Genomic DNA, 15,954 nt, shown 5'->3' on the forward strand with positions numbered 1-15,954 from the left:
GGGAAGGTTGTGCTTAAAGGCATTCTGCTTTCACGAGCGGACCAGCCAAAATGGATATGTACCCAAATACATATAGGGATAAATATCATGTTTCGTACAGAACCAAAGAGAGCCGTCACCCTGACCGTGGACCCAGCCCTCTACGATGAAGTGAAGCAATCCGGGGCGAACATATCCGCTCTCCTTAATAAAGCACTGCTCGACGAACAGAAACGGCTGCAGGCCGCTCGCTGGACAGAAGAGAACAGGGAAGGTTTGGAAGAGATGCGCCACTTTTTTGAAACCCACGGCCGCTTTTCTGACGAACCAGGGAAGCTGTGATGCAATTCTGCGTTTACCGCATTAAAGGAAAGAACAAGGCCTATCCGTACCTGCTGGAGGTGTAGTCCCCCTGGCGGATGATTATTTGGGGCGCGGCGCATCTGCATCCGCCAGTGCAGCATCGCTTCCAGGCGCACAAACACGCATCCACTTCAAATTGCCTGTTTTAAGGTGCATTTAACTTTTCAGGTCGCCAGACCCACCCCCATCGCCCCCCTAATTATCGGAATCGGTGTCAACAAATGCTGATACATCAGTTCCCCCGCCTTATCCGCATCCCGCGCCAGCACCGCGTCCATCAGCTTCTGATGCTCCACATGCTTCTCTTCTAACATCGCCACCGACAGCACCGTCTTCCGCAGCCACACATACCGATACCGCGCCGCCAGATCAAAAAGCCGTTCCCGCATCTGCATCAGATACTGCGACCCACACCCGGCCACAATCGCGGTATGAAATGCCTGATGCCGCTGATCCCACTCGTCCAGCATCGTCTCGCTGGCGTCGCGGGATTCGAGCTTGTTCAGCAGATGCATCCGGGCGAGAAGGTCGGCTTCCCACTCTTCGCCGCCGCGCTCGATGGCGAGGCGCACCAGCATCGCCTCCATATTGGCGCGGGCATCAAAGATATCGAGCAACTCCTGTTCGGACATGGGGGCCACCCGGTAGCCTTTCTGGTTAATGACCGTGACCAGCCCCTCGGCAACCAGCTGCGACAGCGCTTCGCGCAGCGGGCCGACGCCCAGTTCATACCGGGAGGTCAGCAGGCTCATCCGCAGCTTCTCATCCGGGTGATACACCCCACGGATAATGTCGTTCTTCAGCCAGCGGTAGCCGTCGATGGCCGTTGCCTGGGAAATGATGGTCATGGTCGTGCTCCTTGAATACGGCCCGGCCTGCACCGGGCGTAAAGATTAACCCTGCTTCGCCTCGTCAAAACACGCGGCGATAATCGCCAGCCCCTGTTGGAGCTGCGCCTCTTCCACGGTCAGCGGCACCAGGATGCGCAGCACATTATGGTACGGGCCACAGGAGAGCAGGATCAGCCCTTTGTCCCGCGCCCGGGCCACAATCTGCGCCGTCAGGGCGGCGTTCGGCTTATGATGGTCGCCCTCTTCAAACAGCTCGATGGCGATCATCGCCCCCAGGCCGCGAACGTCGCCGATCTCAGGGTGTTTTTCAGCGATAGCCAGCAGGCCTTCGCGCAGGGTGTTACCTAATTTATTGGCTTTACCCAGCAGATCTTCCTGCTCGAAGACTTTCATCACCGCCAGCGCGGCGGCGCAGGCGATCGGGCTCCCGGCGTAGGTGCCGCCCAGCCCACCCGGAGCGATGGCATCCATCACCTCGGCACGTCCGGTGACGCCCGCCAGCGGGAAGCCGCCGGCAATGGATTTGGCGAAGGTGGTGATATCCGCCGCCACGCCCATCTGCTCCATGGCGAAGAAGGTCCCGGTGCGGCCCGCGCCGCTCTGCACTTCATCGGCGATCAGCATGATGCCGTGCTCGTCGCACAGGTCGCGCAGGCGCTGCATAAAGGCCGGGGAGGTGGCGTAGAAGCCGCCTTCACCCTGCACGGGTTCGATCACGATGGCGGCGATATCTTCCGGCGCGGCATCGTTCTTGAAGATGCGATGGATGCTGGCGATGGCGTCGTCATCGCTGATGCCGTGCAGGGCGCAGGGATAGAGCGCGCGATAGACGTGGCCCGGCATCAGCCCCATGCCTGCTGAGTAAGGGTTCACTTTCCCGGTCAGCGACAGGGTGTAGTGGGTGCGACCATGATAGGCCCCGGTAAAGGCGATGGTGCCGTTGCGCTTAGTCGCCGCGCGGGCAATCTTCACCGCGTTCTCGACCGCTTCGGAGCCGGTGGTCACCAGCAGGGTCTTTTTCGGAAAATCCCCCGGCACTTTCTGGTTCAGGGTTTCACAAAGCTCCAGATAAGGTTCATAGGCCAGCACCTGGAAGCAGGTGTGCGACAGCTTTTTCAGCTGCTCTTCCACGGCGCTGACCACCTCCGGATGCAGATGCCCGGTGTTCAGCACCGCAATCCCTCCGGCGAAATCAAGATACTCACGGCCTTCGACGTCCCACACCCGGCAGTTCTCGGCCCGGGCGGCAAAGATAGGGTGGATCTGACCCACGCCGCGGGGCACGGCATTGCTACGACGCTGCATTAACTCTTTGTTGGTGCTCATTGGATGCTCCTGAATTAAAGGCCGATGCACATATATTTGATTTCTAAGTAATCTTCGATGCCGTATTTGGAACCTTCCCGACCCAGGCCGGAGGCTTTAATGCCGCCGAACGGGGCGACTTCGTTGGAGATAATCCCGGTGTTGATCCCGACGATGCCGTACTCCAGCGCCTCGCCGACGCGAAAGACGCGGCTCAGATCGCGGGCATAGAAATAGGCGGCGAGGCCGAACTCGGTGTCGTTAGCCATATGGATAACATCTGCTTCATCCTTAAAGCGGAACAGCGGCGCCAGCGGGCCGAAGGTCTCCTCTTTAGCCACTTTCGCATCACCGGGTACATCTACCAGAATAGTCGGTTGGAAGAAGTTGCCGCCGAGTTTATGCAGCGATCCGCCGGTAATAATGCGCGCGCCTTTCTCCACCGCGTCGGCAATGTGTTCTTCGACCTTGTCCACCGCCTTGCTGTCGATCAGCGGCCCGATAGTGACGCCCTGGGTCAGGCCGTCGCCGATCTGCATCTTAGCCACCGCCTGCTGGAGTTTTTCGGCAAAGCGATCGTAAACGCCATCCTGCACGTACAGGCGGTTGGCGCAGACGCAGGTCTGCCCGGCGTTGCGGAACTTCGAGGCCAGCGCCCCTTCCACGGCCTTATCGAGGTCGGCATCGTCAAAGACAATAAAAGGTGCGTTGCCCCCCAGCTCCAGGGAGACCTTTTTGATGTCCTTCGCGCACTGGGCCATCAGCTGGCGGCCAATCTCGGTCGAGCCGGTAAAGGAGAGCTTGCGCACCAGCGGGTTGCCGGTCAGCTCGTTGCCGATGTCGGACGCCGAACCGGTGACCACGTTAAACACCCCAGCGGGGATCCCGGCGCGGTGCGCCAGTTCGGCCAGCGCCAGCGCGGAGAACGGCGTCTGACTGGCGGGTTTGAGCACCATGGTGCAGCCGGCTGCCAGGGCCGGGCCGGCCTTGCGGGTGATCATCGCCGCCGGGAAGTTCCACGGGGTGATGGCCGCCGTCACGCCAATCGGCTGTTTAATCACGATCAGCCGCTTGTCCGCCTGATGGCCTGGAATGGTATCCCCGTAGACGCGTTTCCCCTCTTCGGCGAACCACTCTATAAAGGAGGCGGCATAGCTGATCTCACCCTTGGCTTCCGCTAGCGGTTTACCCTGCTCGAGGGTCATCAGCTGAGCCAGATCGTCCTGGTTAGCCATCATCAAATCGAACCAGCGGCGCAGAATAGTGGCGCGCTCTTTGGCAGTGAGCGCTCGCCAGGCGGGCAGGGCACGGTTCGCGGCCTCAATCGCCTCGCGGGTCTCGTCGGTGCCCATTTTCGGCACGCTGCCCAGGGTCTCGCCGTTCGCCGGGTTGGTCACGGCGAGGGTCTCACCACGGTGGGCGTCGCGCCACTCTCCTTCTATATAAGCCTGCTGGCGGAATAAGCTGGGATCGTTGAGTTGCATGATGGCTTCCTGTCTCAGAATGATTAACGGGTAAACGCGGCATGTAAGGTCTCCACACTACCGGCAGCCCGCAGCGCACGCCCGGGGTTGTGCTGGCTGGCGAGCAGGGTCTGAACCTTGCTCACAATATGCGCCCCGATGGGGATCGCCGAGGTCGCTGCCGGGGAGGGGGCATTACAGGTATGGATGGTGCGCGGCGTGGTGACAAATAAAAAGTCGTCGATCAGCTTACCTTCTGGCGAAACTGCCTGCGCCCTCACACCCGCAGGCCAGGGGTGCAGATCCTTCACCGTCAGGCCCGGGCAGTACTTCTGCACCCGTTTCAGATAGCCGCTTTTGCACAGCGAGTTTTTCATCTCGCCGAGGCCCGAGCGCAGGTTGTTCTGCAGCACCCGGCGGATGCCCGTTGAGCCAATAATTTCCAGCATATCGGAGAGGGAGAAATCGCCCTTGCGGTAGCCCTCGCGCTTAAAGGCCAGCACCGCGTTCGGCCCCACCGTCACGCTGCCGTCGATCATCCGGGTGAGATGCACCCCGAGAAACGGCATCGCCGGGTCGGGGATGGGGTAGATAAGGTGGTTGACGATCTGATTGTGCTCCGGCGCGAGGCGGAAATACTCCCCGCGGAACGGGCAGATAATAAATCCGGGGTCGATGCCGAGCATCTTCACCAGCCGGTCGGCCATCAGCCCGGAGCAGCTGATTAAGGTGGTGGTTTCAAACTCGCGTCCGTCATGGGTGTGGATCACTACTCCGTCGGCGTGCTCTTTCAGGCCGCAGACCTCGGCGCGATAAAACACCTCTCCGCCCTTCGCCTGGAAGCGGTTCGCCATCGCCGCCGCCACTTCGCGATAGCTGACGATCCCGCTGGAGGGAACAAAAATCCCGCCCAGGCCGGTGATGTTTGGCTCGCGCTCGCGCAGTTCGGCGGCGCTGAGCCACTCGCGCTCGATGCCGTTGGCGGCAGTGCGATCCCACAGGGCCCGCATCCGTTCCATTTCGAGTCCGGAGGTGGCCACCAGCATCTTGCCGCAGGTGTCGTAGCGGATATTATTTTGATCGCAGAAGGCTTTGGTCGCCCGGTTGCCCGCCAGGCAGAACTGCGCCTTCAGGCTGCCGGGGGTGTAATAGACCCCGGCATGGATCACCCCGCTGTTGTGCCCGGTCTGGTGGCTGGCGGGGCCCGCCTCCTTCTCCAGCAGCGCAATGCGGGCATCCGGGTAGAGCTCAATCAGCTGCATGGCGGTGGACATGCCGATAATGCCGCCGCCGATAATCACGAAGTCATACATCCGCGCCATCCCTACTGATGAGTCTGATAGTGAGTAGTGGCGTAGCTGATATAGCCGCGCTGGCGCATCAGCTCCCGGCGCAGATCCGGGTGCGGGGTAAAGCGATCCCGGCCGTGCAGCCAGAACATATTGTTAATCAGCAGGAACTTACCCACCGGAACAGGAACGGAAACGATGCTTTTGCTGCTCTCCAGCGCGTCAGAAAGTTCGCTCAACCAGACGCCCTCCTCAAAATCTTTCGGCTGGACGAACTGGTCGATATAGCGCATCACCGGGCGGCCCTGCTGGTCGACGTCAAACACCGGATGGAACACATCGGCGGCGACGTTTTTGCTCGGGGGGGCCGTCCAGCGCAGGGGGCGACGGGCCAGCGGATGGCTGAAGAATTTATCCAGCGATTCCCAGTCGTCGAGATGCAGCAGCAGGGAGTTGCCGCCCTGCATGTTCTGCTCGTCGATCTTCATCATCAGCACGTAGTCGGTGACTTCGTCGACGAAGGTGCCGTCGTTGTGCAGCTCCAGCACGCGGTGGGGCTGGCGCAGATAGCTGTCTGAATTATCAACGTTTTTCACCGTAAAGCGGGCGTAGTACTGGCCGCTCATGGCGTCGTAATTTGAGCGGCCAATCAGGTGTGCGACTGCGGTGGCGATCTTCACCATCTCGTCGGCCTGGGCGACGTTATCTATCCCCTCGGCGTCGATCAGCAGCGCGCCCTGGTCCCGGCTGAGGAGGGTGTTCAGCAGCAGGGGCTGGAGCTGATTGCCGCACAGGTCATCGAGGATCTTCGCCACCCGAAAGCGCAGGAACGATTTGTACTCCAGGGCCTGAATGGGCCACTGCTCCACCTCCCGCAGGAACTGCTGCGTGACCTCCGCTGAGAACGTCAGCTCCAGCAAACGCGGAGACTGCACGGATGTCGCGATGCTGAAACCGGTGATGGTCCGGGACAACGCCTCGTCGGGCTGTTTTACGGCGGTAAGTGCATTCATCAGAATCAATCCTCTCAGAAAGTTTCAGGAGCAGGGCAGTGCATTTCGTAGCCATAAATTAAAAATATCTACATTTTTACGAAATGGGCCTGTTCCGCAGTGAATGTTTGAATTTTGTGATGAAGGCGTGAAAAACGGCGAAATGGCGGGGAAAATGCATGTACAGGTAGAGATGTGAAAAACCTCGCGTGATGCGCCTCACGGAAAATCATGGTTATCCTTAACAAAAACGTGACATATCCATACAAATCTTAACAAATCGCCCGAGCGACGCTGTACGGCCTTGAGGCGCTCTTCTATACCTTGATTCGTGTTACCTGCGACTCAACCACATCACAGAGAATAAACGTATGGAACAGACTTCTGGCAAGAAAAGTGAAGCAATTCATAGCGATACTACACAGCATTTCAACCGCTCCATCGGCCTTATCTCTAACTTTTCGCTCGGGTTCACCTACCTCTCACCGCTGACGGCGGTCTACTCCCTGTTTGCCCTGGCGGTGACGCTGGCGGGGCCTCCGGCGATCTGGTGGATCCCGATTGTGGCCTGCGGGCAGCTGCTGGTGGCGCTGGTGTTTGGCGAAGTGGCGTCGCAGTACCCGATCACTGGCGGTCTCTACCCCTGGGCGCGCCGCCTGTGGGGCCGCAAATATGCCTGGATCGCCGCCTGGATCTACCTTTGGGCGCTGGTGGTGACCATCACCTCGGTGGCGGAATACACCGCCACCTTCGTCGGGTCGCTGTTCGGATTTGAGATTTCGGCTGGCAATATGCTGATCACCTCAGTGGTATTGCTGCTGCTGATGATGGCGGTGAACATGTCCGGCACCAAAAACCTCGCCCGGGTCGCCCGGATTGGCTTCTGGTGTGAGATCATCAGCGTGATCGCGCTGGGGATCTACCTGCTGCTGTTCCACCGCGCCCAGCCCTTCTCGGTGGTCTTCGACTCGATGGGGGTGATCGCCAAAGACGGCAGCTACCAGCCCGCGTTTATGGCGGCGGCGCTGATTGGCCTGTTTATGTTCTTCGGCTTTGAAGCCTGCGGCAACGTGGCGGAAGAGGTGAAAAACCCGAGCAAAAAGATCCCGATTGCGATGATCCTCAGCATCGTGTTTGGCGCCCTCTCGGCGATGGTGTCGATCCTCGGCTACCTGCTGGCCTCCCCGAACCTGATGAATATCGTCAACGGCCAGATCGCCGATCCTATCCCGGCGATCCTCAACGAAGCCCTCGGCGAGACCGGTGCCACGGTGTTTATCATCATCGCGGTGATCGCCATGCTGTCGTGCATCCTCTCCCTGCAGGCCGCGTTAAGCCGTCTGATCTTCTCCTTCTCCCGCGACCAGATGCTGCCGGGTAGCGCCTGGATGTCGAAGCTGTCGAAAAACAGCGTCCCGGACAACGCGATGATCGTCAGCTGTCTGCTGCCGGTGCTGATCTGCGTGTGGGTCTACTTCCAGCCGGATAACCTGGCGCGTATCACCGCCTTTGCGGTTATCGGCATCTACATCTCCTTCCAGATGGTGGTCCTGGCGGCGCTGCGCCAGCGGCTGAAGGGCTGGAAACCGGCCGGGGAGTGGAGCGTCGGCGGCTGGGGGATGCTGGTCAATATTCTGGCGCTGGCCTATGGCCTGTGCGGCATCTGGCTGCTGGCGCAACCGGCCGAGAGCGCCAGCTTTATCGACCGCTGGACGGTGCTGGTGGGCCTGGCGGTGGTGGTGATCTCCGGTCTGATTTACATGGCGCTGGCCCGTCCGTTCGGGCGCTCGAACGCGCCGGAAAATGACGCGATTGAGCATGCAAAACGCCTCAACGCAGGACAACCTCTGTAATTTCCCGGAACATAAAAACAATGGAGTCGGCTATGCAAGACAACTTATTGATCAATGGCGAACTGATTGCGGGTTCAGGTGAGAAGCAGCCCGTTTATAACCCGGCGACCGGCGAGGTGCTGCTGGAGATTGCCGAAGCCAGCCCGGAGCAGGTGGATGCCGCGGTGCAGGCCGCCGATCGTGCCTTCCGCCAGTGGGGCCAGACCACGCCAAAAGCACGTGCCGAATGCCTGCTGAAACTGGCGGATGTCATCGAGCAGAACGCTGACACCTTCGCCAGACTGGAGTCGCTGAACTGCGGCAAACCGCTGCACTGCGTGCTGAACGACGAGATCCCGGCCATTGTCGATGTGTTCCGCTTCTTCGCAGGTGCAACCCGCTGCCTGAACGGCCTCGCTGCCGGGGAGTATATGGAAGGGCACACCTCGATGATCCGCCGCGACCCGGTGGGTGTGGTGGCCTCTATCGCCCCCTGGAACTACCCGCTGATGATGGCGGCGTGGAAGCTGGGCCCGGCGCTGGCAGCGGGGAACTGCGTGGTGCTCAAGCCGTCGGAGATCACCCCGCTGACCGCCCTGAAACTGGCCGAACTGGCCAAAGATATCTTCCCGGCAGGGGTGATTAACGTCCTGTTTGGCCGGGGTAAAACCGTGGGCGACCCGCTGACCGGCCACGACAAGGTGCGGATGGTCTCCCTGACCGGCTCCATCGCCACCGGAGAGCACATCATTTCCCACACCGCGCCGTCGATTAAGCGCACGCATATGGAGCTGGGCGGCAAAGCGCCGGTGATCGTCTTTAACGACGCCGACATCGACGCGGTGGTCGAGGGCGTGCGCACCTTTGGCTTCTACAACGCCGGGCAGGACTGCACCGCGGCCTGTCGCATCTATGCCCAGAAAGAGGTCTACAACGCGCTGGTGGAAAAACTGGGCGTCGCCGTCGCCAGCCTGAAAATGGGCGCCCCGGAGGATGAGACCACCGAGCTGGGACCGGTCAGCTCCGCCGCCCATCTGACCCGCGTCAGCGAGGCGGTGGAACGCGCCAAAGCCCTGCCGCACATCCACGTGGTCACCGGCGGCAATGTGGCGGGTGGCAAGGGGTACTACTTCCAGCCGACCCTGCTGGCCGGGGCGAAGCAGGAGGATGAGATTATCCAGCGCGAGGTCTTCGGCCCGGTGGTGAGCGTCAGCGTGTTCGACGACGAAGAGCAGGTGCTGGAGTGGGCCAACGACTCACAGTACGGCCTGGCCTCATCGGTCTGGACTCAGGACGTAGGCCGCGCGCACCGCATGAGCGCCCGCCTGCAGTACGGCTGCACCTGGGTGAACACCCACTTTATGCTGGTGAGCGAGATGCCGCACGGCGGGCAGAAGCTGTCCGGCTACGGCAAGGATATGTCGATGTACGGGCTGGAGGATTACACCGTGGTACGGCATGTGATGGTGAAGCACTAACCGGCATCGCCCGGCGGCGCTTCGCTTGCACGGGCCTACGGGTTTTGTAGGCCGGGATCGCTACGCGTCACCCGGCGTTTCTTTTTATACGTCGATAAACATGCTAAAGAAGTGACATTCACCCTTATCCAGGACTAGCCCCCCATGCTCCACGCCCTCAACCATCTGACCCTCGCCGTCAGCAACCTGCCGGCCAGCATCGCTTTCTGGCGCGATCTTCTTGGTCTGCGCCTGCACGCTGAATGGCACACCGGGGCGTATCTCACCTGCGGCGATCTCTGGCTCTGCCTGTCATATGATGAAACCCGACAATTCATCCCGCCGCAGAACAGCGACTACACCCACTACGCGTTCTCCATCGATCCAGAACACTTCGCAACCTTCACGCAAAAGCTTCAAGACGCTGGCGTTACCGTGTGGAAAGAGAACAAAAGCGAAGGGGAGTCGTTCTACTTTCTTGACCCGGATGGGCACAAGCTGGAACTGCATGTAGGGGATCTGGCCGCGCGGCTGGCGGCGTGTCGGCAGCAGCCGTATGCGGGAATGGTCTTTACGTCAGCCTGATGCCCGGCGGCGCTGCGCTTGCACGGGCCTACAGGTTTCGTAGGCCGGGTAAGCGCAGCGCCACCCGGCGTAAAAGTTTTCAGGCCAGTTCGGGTATATAGCCTCAGCCCATTTCCTCACTGTTTCACTATGTGAAACATTTCGCTCGACGCTTCTTTGATTCCCCTCACGCATCCCGATCCTGCGCTCGTCAGCCTCTGCGGATTCTTTACACTCAGCTTCATAACAATCACGTCACATTTGTTGACTCCTTTCCTGACCTCAGGAGGTTATATGGCTAATACCGACTCTGAATTCGCAGGTGATTACGCCCCTGCCGGGCAGCAAGCGCCCGCCCAAAGCCGTACCAAAATGATGCTCTCGGCGGGCATCGGGCATTTTATCGAGTGGTTTGATTTCGGGCTGTACGGCACCCTGGCGGCGATTATCGCCACCAACTTCTTCGCCAGCGGCGATCCGGTTATCGGGCTGCTGAAATCCTTCGCGGTCTTCGGCTCTGGCTTTCTGATGCGTCCGCTGGGCGGGCTCTTCTTTGGCTCGATGGGCGATCGGTTAGGGCGGCGCAAGGTGCTGGTGACCGTCATCGTCATCACCTCCTGCTCCACCTTCGTGATGGGCATTTTGCCGACCTGGCATCAGGTAGGAATACTCGCCCCGGTGCTGTTGGTGATTACCCGTCTGGTGCAGGGCTTTGCCGCTGGCGGTGAAAGCTCAGGCGTCATTACCTATCTGGCCGAAAGCGCCAAACCCAACCGGCGCGCCACGCTCACCTGCTGGAGTGAAAACTTCAGTTTTATGGCCTTCGTCTGTGGCTCCGGGCTGGTGCTGTTTCTCACCCATACCCTCGGCGAAAGTGCCATGAACGACTGGGGCTGGCGCATTCCGTTCCTGCTGGCGGCCCCACTGGGGTTAGGCGGGCTCTATATGCGCCGAAATATGGAAGACTCCAGCGAATTTAAAAAGCTGAAACAGACCGGCAAGCTGGAGAAATCGCCCCTGCGCAAATCGCTCTCCACCTCTTCACGCGCCTTGTTGTTCTGCACCGGCTTCGTGGTAGTAAAAGCGGTCAGCAGCTGGGTGCTGCAGTCCTTTATGCCGGGCTATCTCTCGACCCATTTGCACTACAGCAAAACCGACGCCTATCTCATCACCACGCTCGGATTACTGAGCGTCGCGGTCTGTATGCCGATCACCGGCTATCTCTCCGATATCTGGGGGCGCCGCCCGCTGATGCTGATGGGCTGTGGGGGCTTCATCCTGCTCACTTACCCGGCAATGCTGGTGATGAGCCAGGGATCGGTGGGTTCCTCCATCGCGGCCATGAGCATGCTGGGCATCTTTGTCGCCATGTTTAACGGCGGCTGCGGCGCGGCGATGGTTGAACTGTTCCCGACCGCCATTCGCTACGGCAGCATCGCCATCGCCTACAACCTTACCGTGGCGATCTTCGGCGGCGTCACGCCGCTGGCCTCCGCCAGCCTGATCTCGCTAACCGGCGATCCGCTTTCCCCTGCGTGGTACGTGATGATCACCGCGCTTATCTCATTCATTGCCGTGTGGCTGGCCAAAGAGACCGCCGGCAAGGTGCTGGATTAACTGTTCCCGGAGTTGTTATGAAAATACGTCACGTTGAATGTTTTCCGCTGAAGATTACCCCAAAGCAGGCCTATCTCGGGGGGAGCGTTGAGGGGCATGGCAGCGATTACTACTATCGCCCGGAGTACCGCTGCGTCTACTCGCGCAAAATGGAGACCTGCCTGGTCAAAATTACCACCGACGACGGCTGCGTAGGCTGGGGTGAAGCGCTGGCCCCGGTGGTTCCGCAGGTGATCGCGGAACTTATCACCCAGCTCTTCGCCCCGCTGCTGATCGGGCAATCGGCTTTTTCAAGCGGAGTGCTGAACGCCCGCATGTACGATGCGATGCGCGATCGCGGCCATATCACCGGCTACCATATCGATGCCCTTGCCGCCGTGGATATCGCTCTGTGGGATCTCAAAGGCAAGCTGCTCGGCCAGCCGGTGTGGCAACTGCTTGGTGGCGCTTATCGCCAGACGATCCCCTGTTATGTTTCCGGGCTGCCCGAGCCGGACCTGCCCGCCCGTTGTCAGCTGGCGAAACGCTGGCAGGAGAAGGGCTTTAATGCCGTCAAGCTGGCGCTGGGCTACGGCGTGCGGGAAGACATTGCCAACGTGAAGGCCATACGTGAAACCCTGGGCGAAGAGGCGCAAATCTTCCTCGATGCCCACTGGAATTACAGCGTGGCAGAAGCCGCCGAGCTGGCCACGGCGTTGCGCGAATTCGGCGTCGGTTTTCTCGAAGCGCCATTGTTGCCGGAAGATGTGGCAGGGCACCGTGAGCTGCGGGCCAAAAGCCCGGTGGCGATTGCGCTGGGCGAAACCGAGCGCACCCGCTACCAGTTCAAACCCTTTATCGAGCAGCGGGCGGCGGACATTCTGCAGCCGGACGTGGGCCGCACCGGCATCAGCGAGCTGATGCACATCGCCTCGCTGGCGGAGACCTGGAACCTGAAGGTCGCCCCGCATCTCAGCGTCGGTCTTGCGCCCTGTATCGCCGCGTCGCTGCACGTCGCCGCCGCCATCCCCAATCTCTACATGCTGGAGTATCAGCCTCCGGTCTTTGAGATTGCCAACCAACTTCTCACCACGCCGCTCATCTGCCAGCAGGGGGCGTATCAGCTGCCGCAGGGGCCGGGGCTGGGTATTGAAATCAATGAAGACGCCGTCATGGAGGCAACATGTTAAAAGGCAACGTACCGATTCTGGCCACCGCGTTTGATGCAGAGGGCGAAGTGGATTTCGCCTCGATTGAGCGGCTGGTGAAATTCCTCCTGCAACAGGGCGTCGATGGCCTGGCGCTGTTCGGCAATGCCTCTGAAGGCTATGCCCTGACCCTGGGCGAAAAAGAGGCGCTGTTCGCCTGCGTGAAAAAACTCACCGGCGATCTGCCGCTGGTGGCCGCCGCCGGGGGAGCCGCCTCTGCGGTGGCGATAGAAGATATCGCCCGGATACAGCGCTGGGGGGCGCAGGTGGCGATGGTCAATCCGCCGTCGGTGGTGAAACCTGGCCCGGAGGAGATCGTTAATTTTTACCGGGAGATCTGCGCGGCCTGCGATATCGACATCATGATTCAGGACGCGCCGCTGATGACCGGGGTAAACATCCCGGTGGCCACCCTGGTCACGCTGTGCCAGTCGTTTCCGGCTATCAAGTACATCAAAGTGGAGCAACCGCCCACCACGCTGAAAATTACCGCCCTGAAGCAGGCGCTGGGCGACAGCGTCGGGCTGTTCGGCGGCCTGAACGCCGGTTTTCTCTACGAAGAGCTACGCCGCGGGGTGATCGGCACCATGCCCGCCTGCGAATTCCCGGACGTCATCAACATGATTTTGCAGGCCTGGCAGCATAACCCGCGGGAAGCGCAGTCGCTCTTTTACCGCTATCTTCCCTTCCTGCGCTATGGCGTGCAGCCGGGCATCGGCGTGGCGATCCACAAAACCGTGCTGCACCGGGCGGGGATCTTCACCACTGACGTGGTGCGCGAACCGGCCAAACGGCTGGACGCGGTCACCCGCGACGAGTTGCAGGATCTCACCGACGCGCTGCCGCTGGCGGTGTCTGGAGCGCGGGTATGAATTACATTGCCGTTGACTGGGGGACCAGCAATTTTCGGGCGATAAGCGTGCGCGACGGCCAGGTGATCCGCACCGTGCAGGAGACCTGCGGCGTGGCGACCTGCGAGCGCGCTGAATTGCCGTCGATCCTGCGTAAGCAGTTGCTGCGGCTGGAAGAGGCCTGGGACCCGCATTTGCCCGTGCTGTTGTGCGGCATGATTGGCAGCAATATTGGTATTGCCGATGCGGGCTACATGGCGTTGCCGCTGAGCTTCCGCGACCTGCTGGGTAAGGGCCGCGAATTGCCCGGTATCCTTAGCAATCCGCTGACCTTACGACCCGGTATCTGCGATCCGCTGGCTAACGAAGTCTGCCGTGGCGAAGAGATGCAGTTAGCCGGGGCCATCGCCCTGACGGACGCCTGCACCTTTGCCGCCGTGGGTACCCACAGCAAATGGATGACCATTGACCGCCAGCAGCAGCGCGTGACGGGCCTGCGCACCCTGATGACCGGCGAGCTCTATCACCTGGTGTTAAATCATTCGGTGGTGGGTAAAGGGCTCCCCCCTCAGGTGACCTCCGCCAGCGCCTTCAGCGAGGGCGTCGCCGTGGCGCAATCGGTCGAGGCCGGGCAGGGCGAGCTGGTGAGCGAGCTGTTCCGCTGTCGGGGACGATACATTCTGGGGGATCTCGACCCGGCCAGCGCCGCAAGCTGGCTCTCCGGCCTGCTGATTGGACACGAGATCCTGCGCGGTCACCCCGGAAATGCGCGCGTCTGTTTTATCGGCAGCCGTGCCTTGCTTCCCCTCTACCAGCAGGCCTGCGAGCACATCGGGCTGCCCTGTTCCACCCTCGAGGCGGAAACCGCGCTGATTGCCGGGCTCAATGAGGTATTTCGACATGATGGTTAACGCCGGGATTATTGCGATTTTACGTGGCATCACCCCTGCCGATTGCGTGGAGCAGGTGGCCTGCCTGCGCGATCATGGCATCACCACTATTGAGATCACCACCAACTCACCGGAGTGGATCACCAGCCTGCGACGGCTGCGTGATGCCTTTGGCGATGGGGTGACGGTGGGCGCTGGCACAGTGTTAACGCCAGAGCATGTCGCACTCTGCGCCGCCGCCGGGGGGCAATTTATCCTCACCCCCAACCTCGATCTGCGGGTGATCCACGCGGCAAAAAGCCAGGGGCTGGGGGTGTGCGCCGGGGTGATGACGCCCAGCGAGATTTTCAGCGCCTGCGAGGCGGGGGCCGACGTGCTGAAGATTTTCCCGGCCAGCGCCCTTCCGGAAAACTATCCGCAACTTATCAAGGGCCCGCTGTCAGCGCCGGTGCGCTTTTCGGCGGTGGGGGGCGTGGACGTCAATAACGCCGCCGATTATCTGCGTTACTACGACAGCGTGGGGATCGGCAGTGCGCTCTATCGCCCCGGGCAGTCGGTCGCCGCCACGGCGGAGCGTTGCGTGCAACTGCTAGAGGGGCGGGAGCGCGGCGCCGCTGATTTTGCGCGCGGCAGAGATCAGAAAATGGCGTAGCTTGTCGATGTCCAGCTTATCGCCCTGGATGTTCGACAGGGCGATGGCGGCCTGCATTCCCGGAATAATGCAGGCCATCCGGTAATCCGTTTCGTTAAAGGTTTTACCAAACACCTGATGGCGCCGGGCCTCTTCGATATCGCGTTTGAGCAGCTGATAATCGTGTACGCCGAGGCGCGCCACGATCTCTTCGTCACTCATGGCCGACAGCAGTTTGATGCCAATCACCGAGTCATGCACCGGAAAAGATTCGTAGTTTCCGATGGCTCTGGCGATGCTTTTGCCGCCGCGGGTATGAATGAGGTAGACCACGTTTTTGCCGCTTAACACCCCTACGACAATCGACACCGAGTGGCTGCCGGTCTCCTCCAGCATCTCCAGCACGGCGGTATAAAACGCTGAATTATGGATCGCGTTCGCCGAGAGACGATGGATGCCCATCCCCAGGCTGTACTTGCGCCTGGCGTCCTGCTGCACCATCTCCAGCGCCAGCAGCGTTTGCATCAGGCGGGAGACTTTCGCCGGATCCAGCCCCATCTCACGGCCAATCTCACGAATACCAAAAGCACGACTCCCTGTCGCCAGCAGATTCAGGCAACGGAATGCGTCAAAGACAGTGCTGTTCATCTCACCTTCCGGGCAATGTATTCAGTGAGTTGAGT

15 protein-coding genes are annotated in these 15,954 nt (G+C 60.5%); 9 read left to right on the forward strand and 6 right to left on the reverse strand.

The features are described 5' to 3' along the window. Positions 1–87 precede the first annotated feature (87 nt). Complete coding sequence (locus SOM40_RS02440; RefSeq protein ID WP_320529877.1) at positions 88–321, forward strand: type II toxin-antitoxin system CcdA family antitoxin; 234 nt, start codon at positions 88–90, stop codon at positions 319–321. 185 nt (positions 322–506) lie between these two features. On the opposite strand, the gene csiR is transcribed toward SOM40_RS02440, so the two are convergent. Genes csiR through glaH form a run of 5 tightly spaced genes read right to left on the reverse strand, consistent with a single transcriptional unit; the run spans position 507 to position 6,263 of the window. Further along, positions 507–1,190, reverse strand: a complete 684-nt coding sequence (csiR, locus tag SOM40_RS02445) for a DNA-binding transcriptional regulator CsiR (RefSeq protein WP_320529878.1) — start codon at positions 1,188–1,190, stop codon at positions 507–509. Positions 1,191–1,235: 45 nt separating this feature from the next. Next, positions 1,236–2,519 carry a 4-aminobutyrate--2-oxoglutarate transaminase gene (gabT, locus tag SOM40_RS02450; RefSeq protein ID WP_312189579.1) on the reverse strand — a complete coding sequence of 428 codons (1,284 nt, stop codon included), beginning with the start codon at positions 2,517–2,519 and terminating at the stop codon, positions 1,236–1,238. A gap of 14 nt (positions 2,520–2,533) precedes the next feature. Then, the gene (gene gabD / locus SOM40_RS02455; RefSeq protein WP_320529879.1) at positions 2,534–3,982 is read right to left on the reverse strand and encodes an NADP-dependent succinate-semialdehyde dehydrogenase; all 1,449 of its coding nucleotides are present in this window, start codon (positions 3,980–3,982) and stop codon (positions 2,534–2,536) included. 23 nt (positions 3,983–4,005) lie between these two features. Continuing rightward, complete coding sequence (gene lhgD / locus SOM40_RS02460) at positions 4,006–5,274, reverse strand: L-2-hydroxyglutarate dehydrogenase (protein WP_320529880.1); 1,269 nt, start codon at positions 5,272–5,274, stop codon at positions 4,006–4,008. Between the two features lie 11 nt (positions 5,275–5,285). Next, positions 5,286–6,263, reverse strand: coding sequence for a glutarate dioxygenase GlaH (glaH, locus tag SOM40_RS02465; protein ID WP_106996111.1), 978 nt, complete (start codon positions 6,261–6,263; stop codon positions 5,286–5,288). A gap of 350 nt (positions 6,264–6,613) precedes the next feature. On the opposite strand from glaH, the gene SOM40_RS02470 reads away from it, so the two are divergent. From SOM40_RS02470 to SOM40_RS02505, 8 genes are all read left to right on the forward strand, one after another. After that, complete coding sequence (locus tag SOM40_RS02470; RefSeq protein WP_320529881.1) at positions 6,614–8,095, forward strand: APC family permease; 1,482 nt, start codon at positions 6,614–6,616, stop codon at positions 8,093–8,095. A gap of 32 nt (positions 8,096–8,127) precedes the next feature. Beyond that, the gene (patD, locus tag SOM40_RS02475; protein ID WP_320529882.1) at positions 8,128–9,552 is read left to right on the forward strand and encodes an aminobutyraldehyde dehydrogenase; all 1,425 of its coding nucleotides are present in this window, start codon (positions 8,128–8,130) and stop codon (positions 9,550–9,552) included. 144 nt (positions 9,553–9,696) lie between these two features. Beyond that, positions 9,697–10,116, forward strand: coding sequence for a FosA8 family fosfomycin resistance glutathione transferase (locus SOM40_RS02480; RefSeq protein ID WP_312189597.1), 420 nt, complete (start codon positions 9,697–9,699; stop codon positions 10,114–10,116). Positions 10,117–10,470: 354 nt separating this feature from the next. After that, a complete protein-coding gene (locus SOM40_RS02485) occupies positions 10,471–11,712 on the forward strand; it encodes an MFS transporter (protein ID WP_391488317.1) in 1,242 nt (413 codons plus the stop codon). Between the two features lie 17 nt (positions 11,713–11,729). Continuing rightward, complete coding sequence (locus tag SOM40_RS02490) at positions 11,730–12,881, forward strand: mandelate racemase/muconate lactonizing enzyme family protein (RefSeq protein WP_320529883.1); 1,152 nt, start codon at positions 11,730–11,732, stop codon at positions 12,879–12,881. After that, positions 12,875–13,771 (forward strand): dihydrodipicolinate synthase family protein, encoded by an 897-nt coding sequence (locus SOM40_RS02495; protein ID WP_320529884.1) that lies wholly within the window; start codon positions 12,875–12,877, stop codon positions 13,769–13,771. The genes SOM40_RS02490 and SOM40_RS02495 overlap by 7 nt, the downstream gene beginning before the upstream one ends. After that, entirely contained in the window at positions 13,768–14,661 is an 894-nt protein-coding gene (locus SOM40_RS02500) for a 2-dehydro-3-deoxygalactonokinase (RefSeq protein WP_320529885.1), read from the forward strand. Before SOM40_RS02495 ends, SOM40_RS02500 begins: the two co-directional genes overlap by 4 nt. Continuing rightward, a complete protein-coding gene (locus SOM40_RS02505; RefSeq protein WP_320529886.1) occupies positions 14,651–15,292 on the forward strand; it encodes a beta/alpha barrel domain-containing protein in 642 nt (213 codons plus the stop codon). The genes SOM40_RS02500 and SOM40_RS02505 overlap by 11 nt, the downstream gene beginning before the upstream one ends. Here SOM40_RS02505 and SOM40_RS02510 read toward each other — a convergent pair. Beyond that, positions 15,230–15,919, reverse strand: a complete 690-nt coding sequence (locus SOM40_RS02510) for a helix-turn-helix domain-containing protein (RefSeq protein WP_225759687.1) — start codon at positions 15,917–15,919, stop codon at positions 15,230–15,232. The genes SOM40_RS02505 and SOM40_RS02510 overlap by 63 nt on opposite strands. Between the last annotated feature and the right edge of the window lie 35 nt (positions 15,920–15,954).

Origin of the sequence: Leclercia sp. CFBP8987, from assembly GCF_034044995.2 — a bacterium.
Classification (GTDB): domain Bacteria; phylum Pseudomonadota; class Gammaproteobacteria; order Enterobacterales; family Enterobacteriaceae; genus Enterobacter; species Enterobacter tamurae.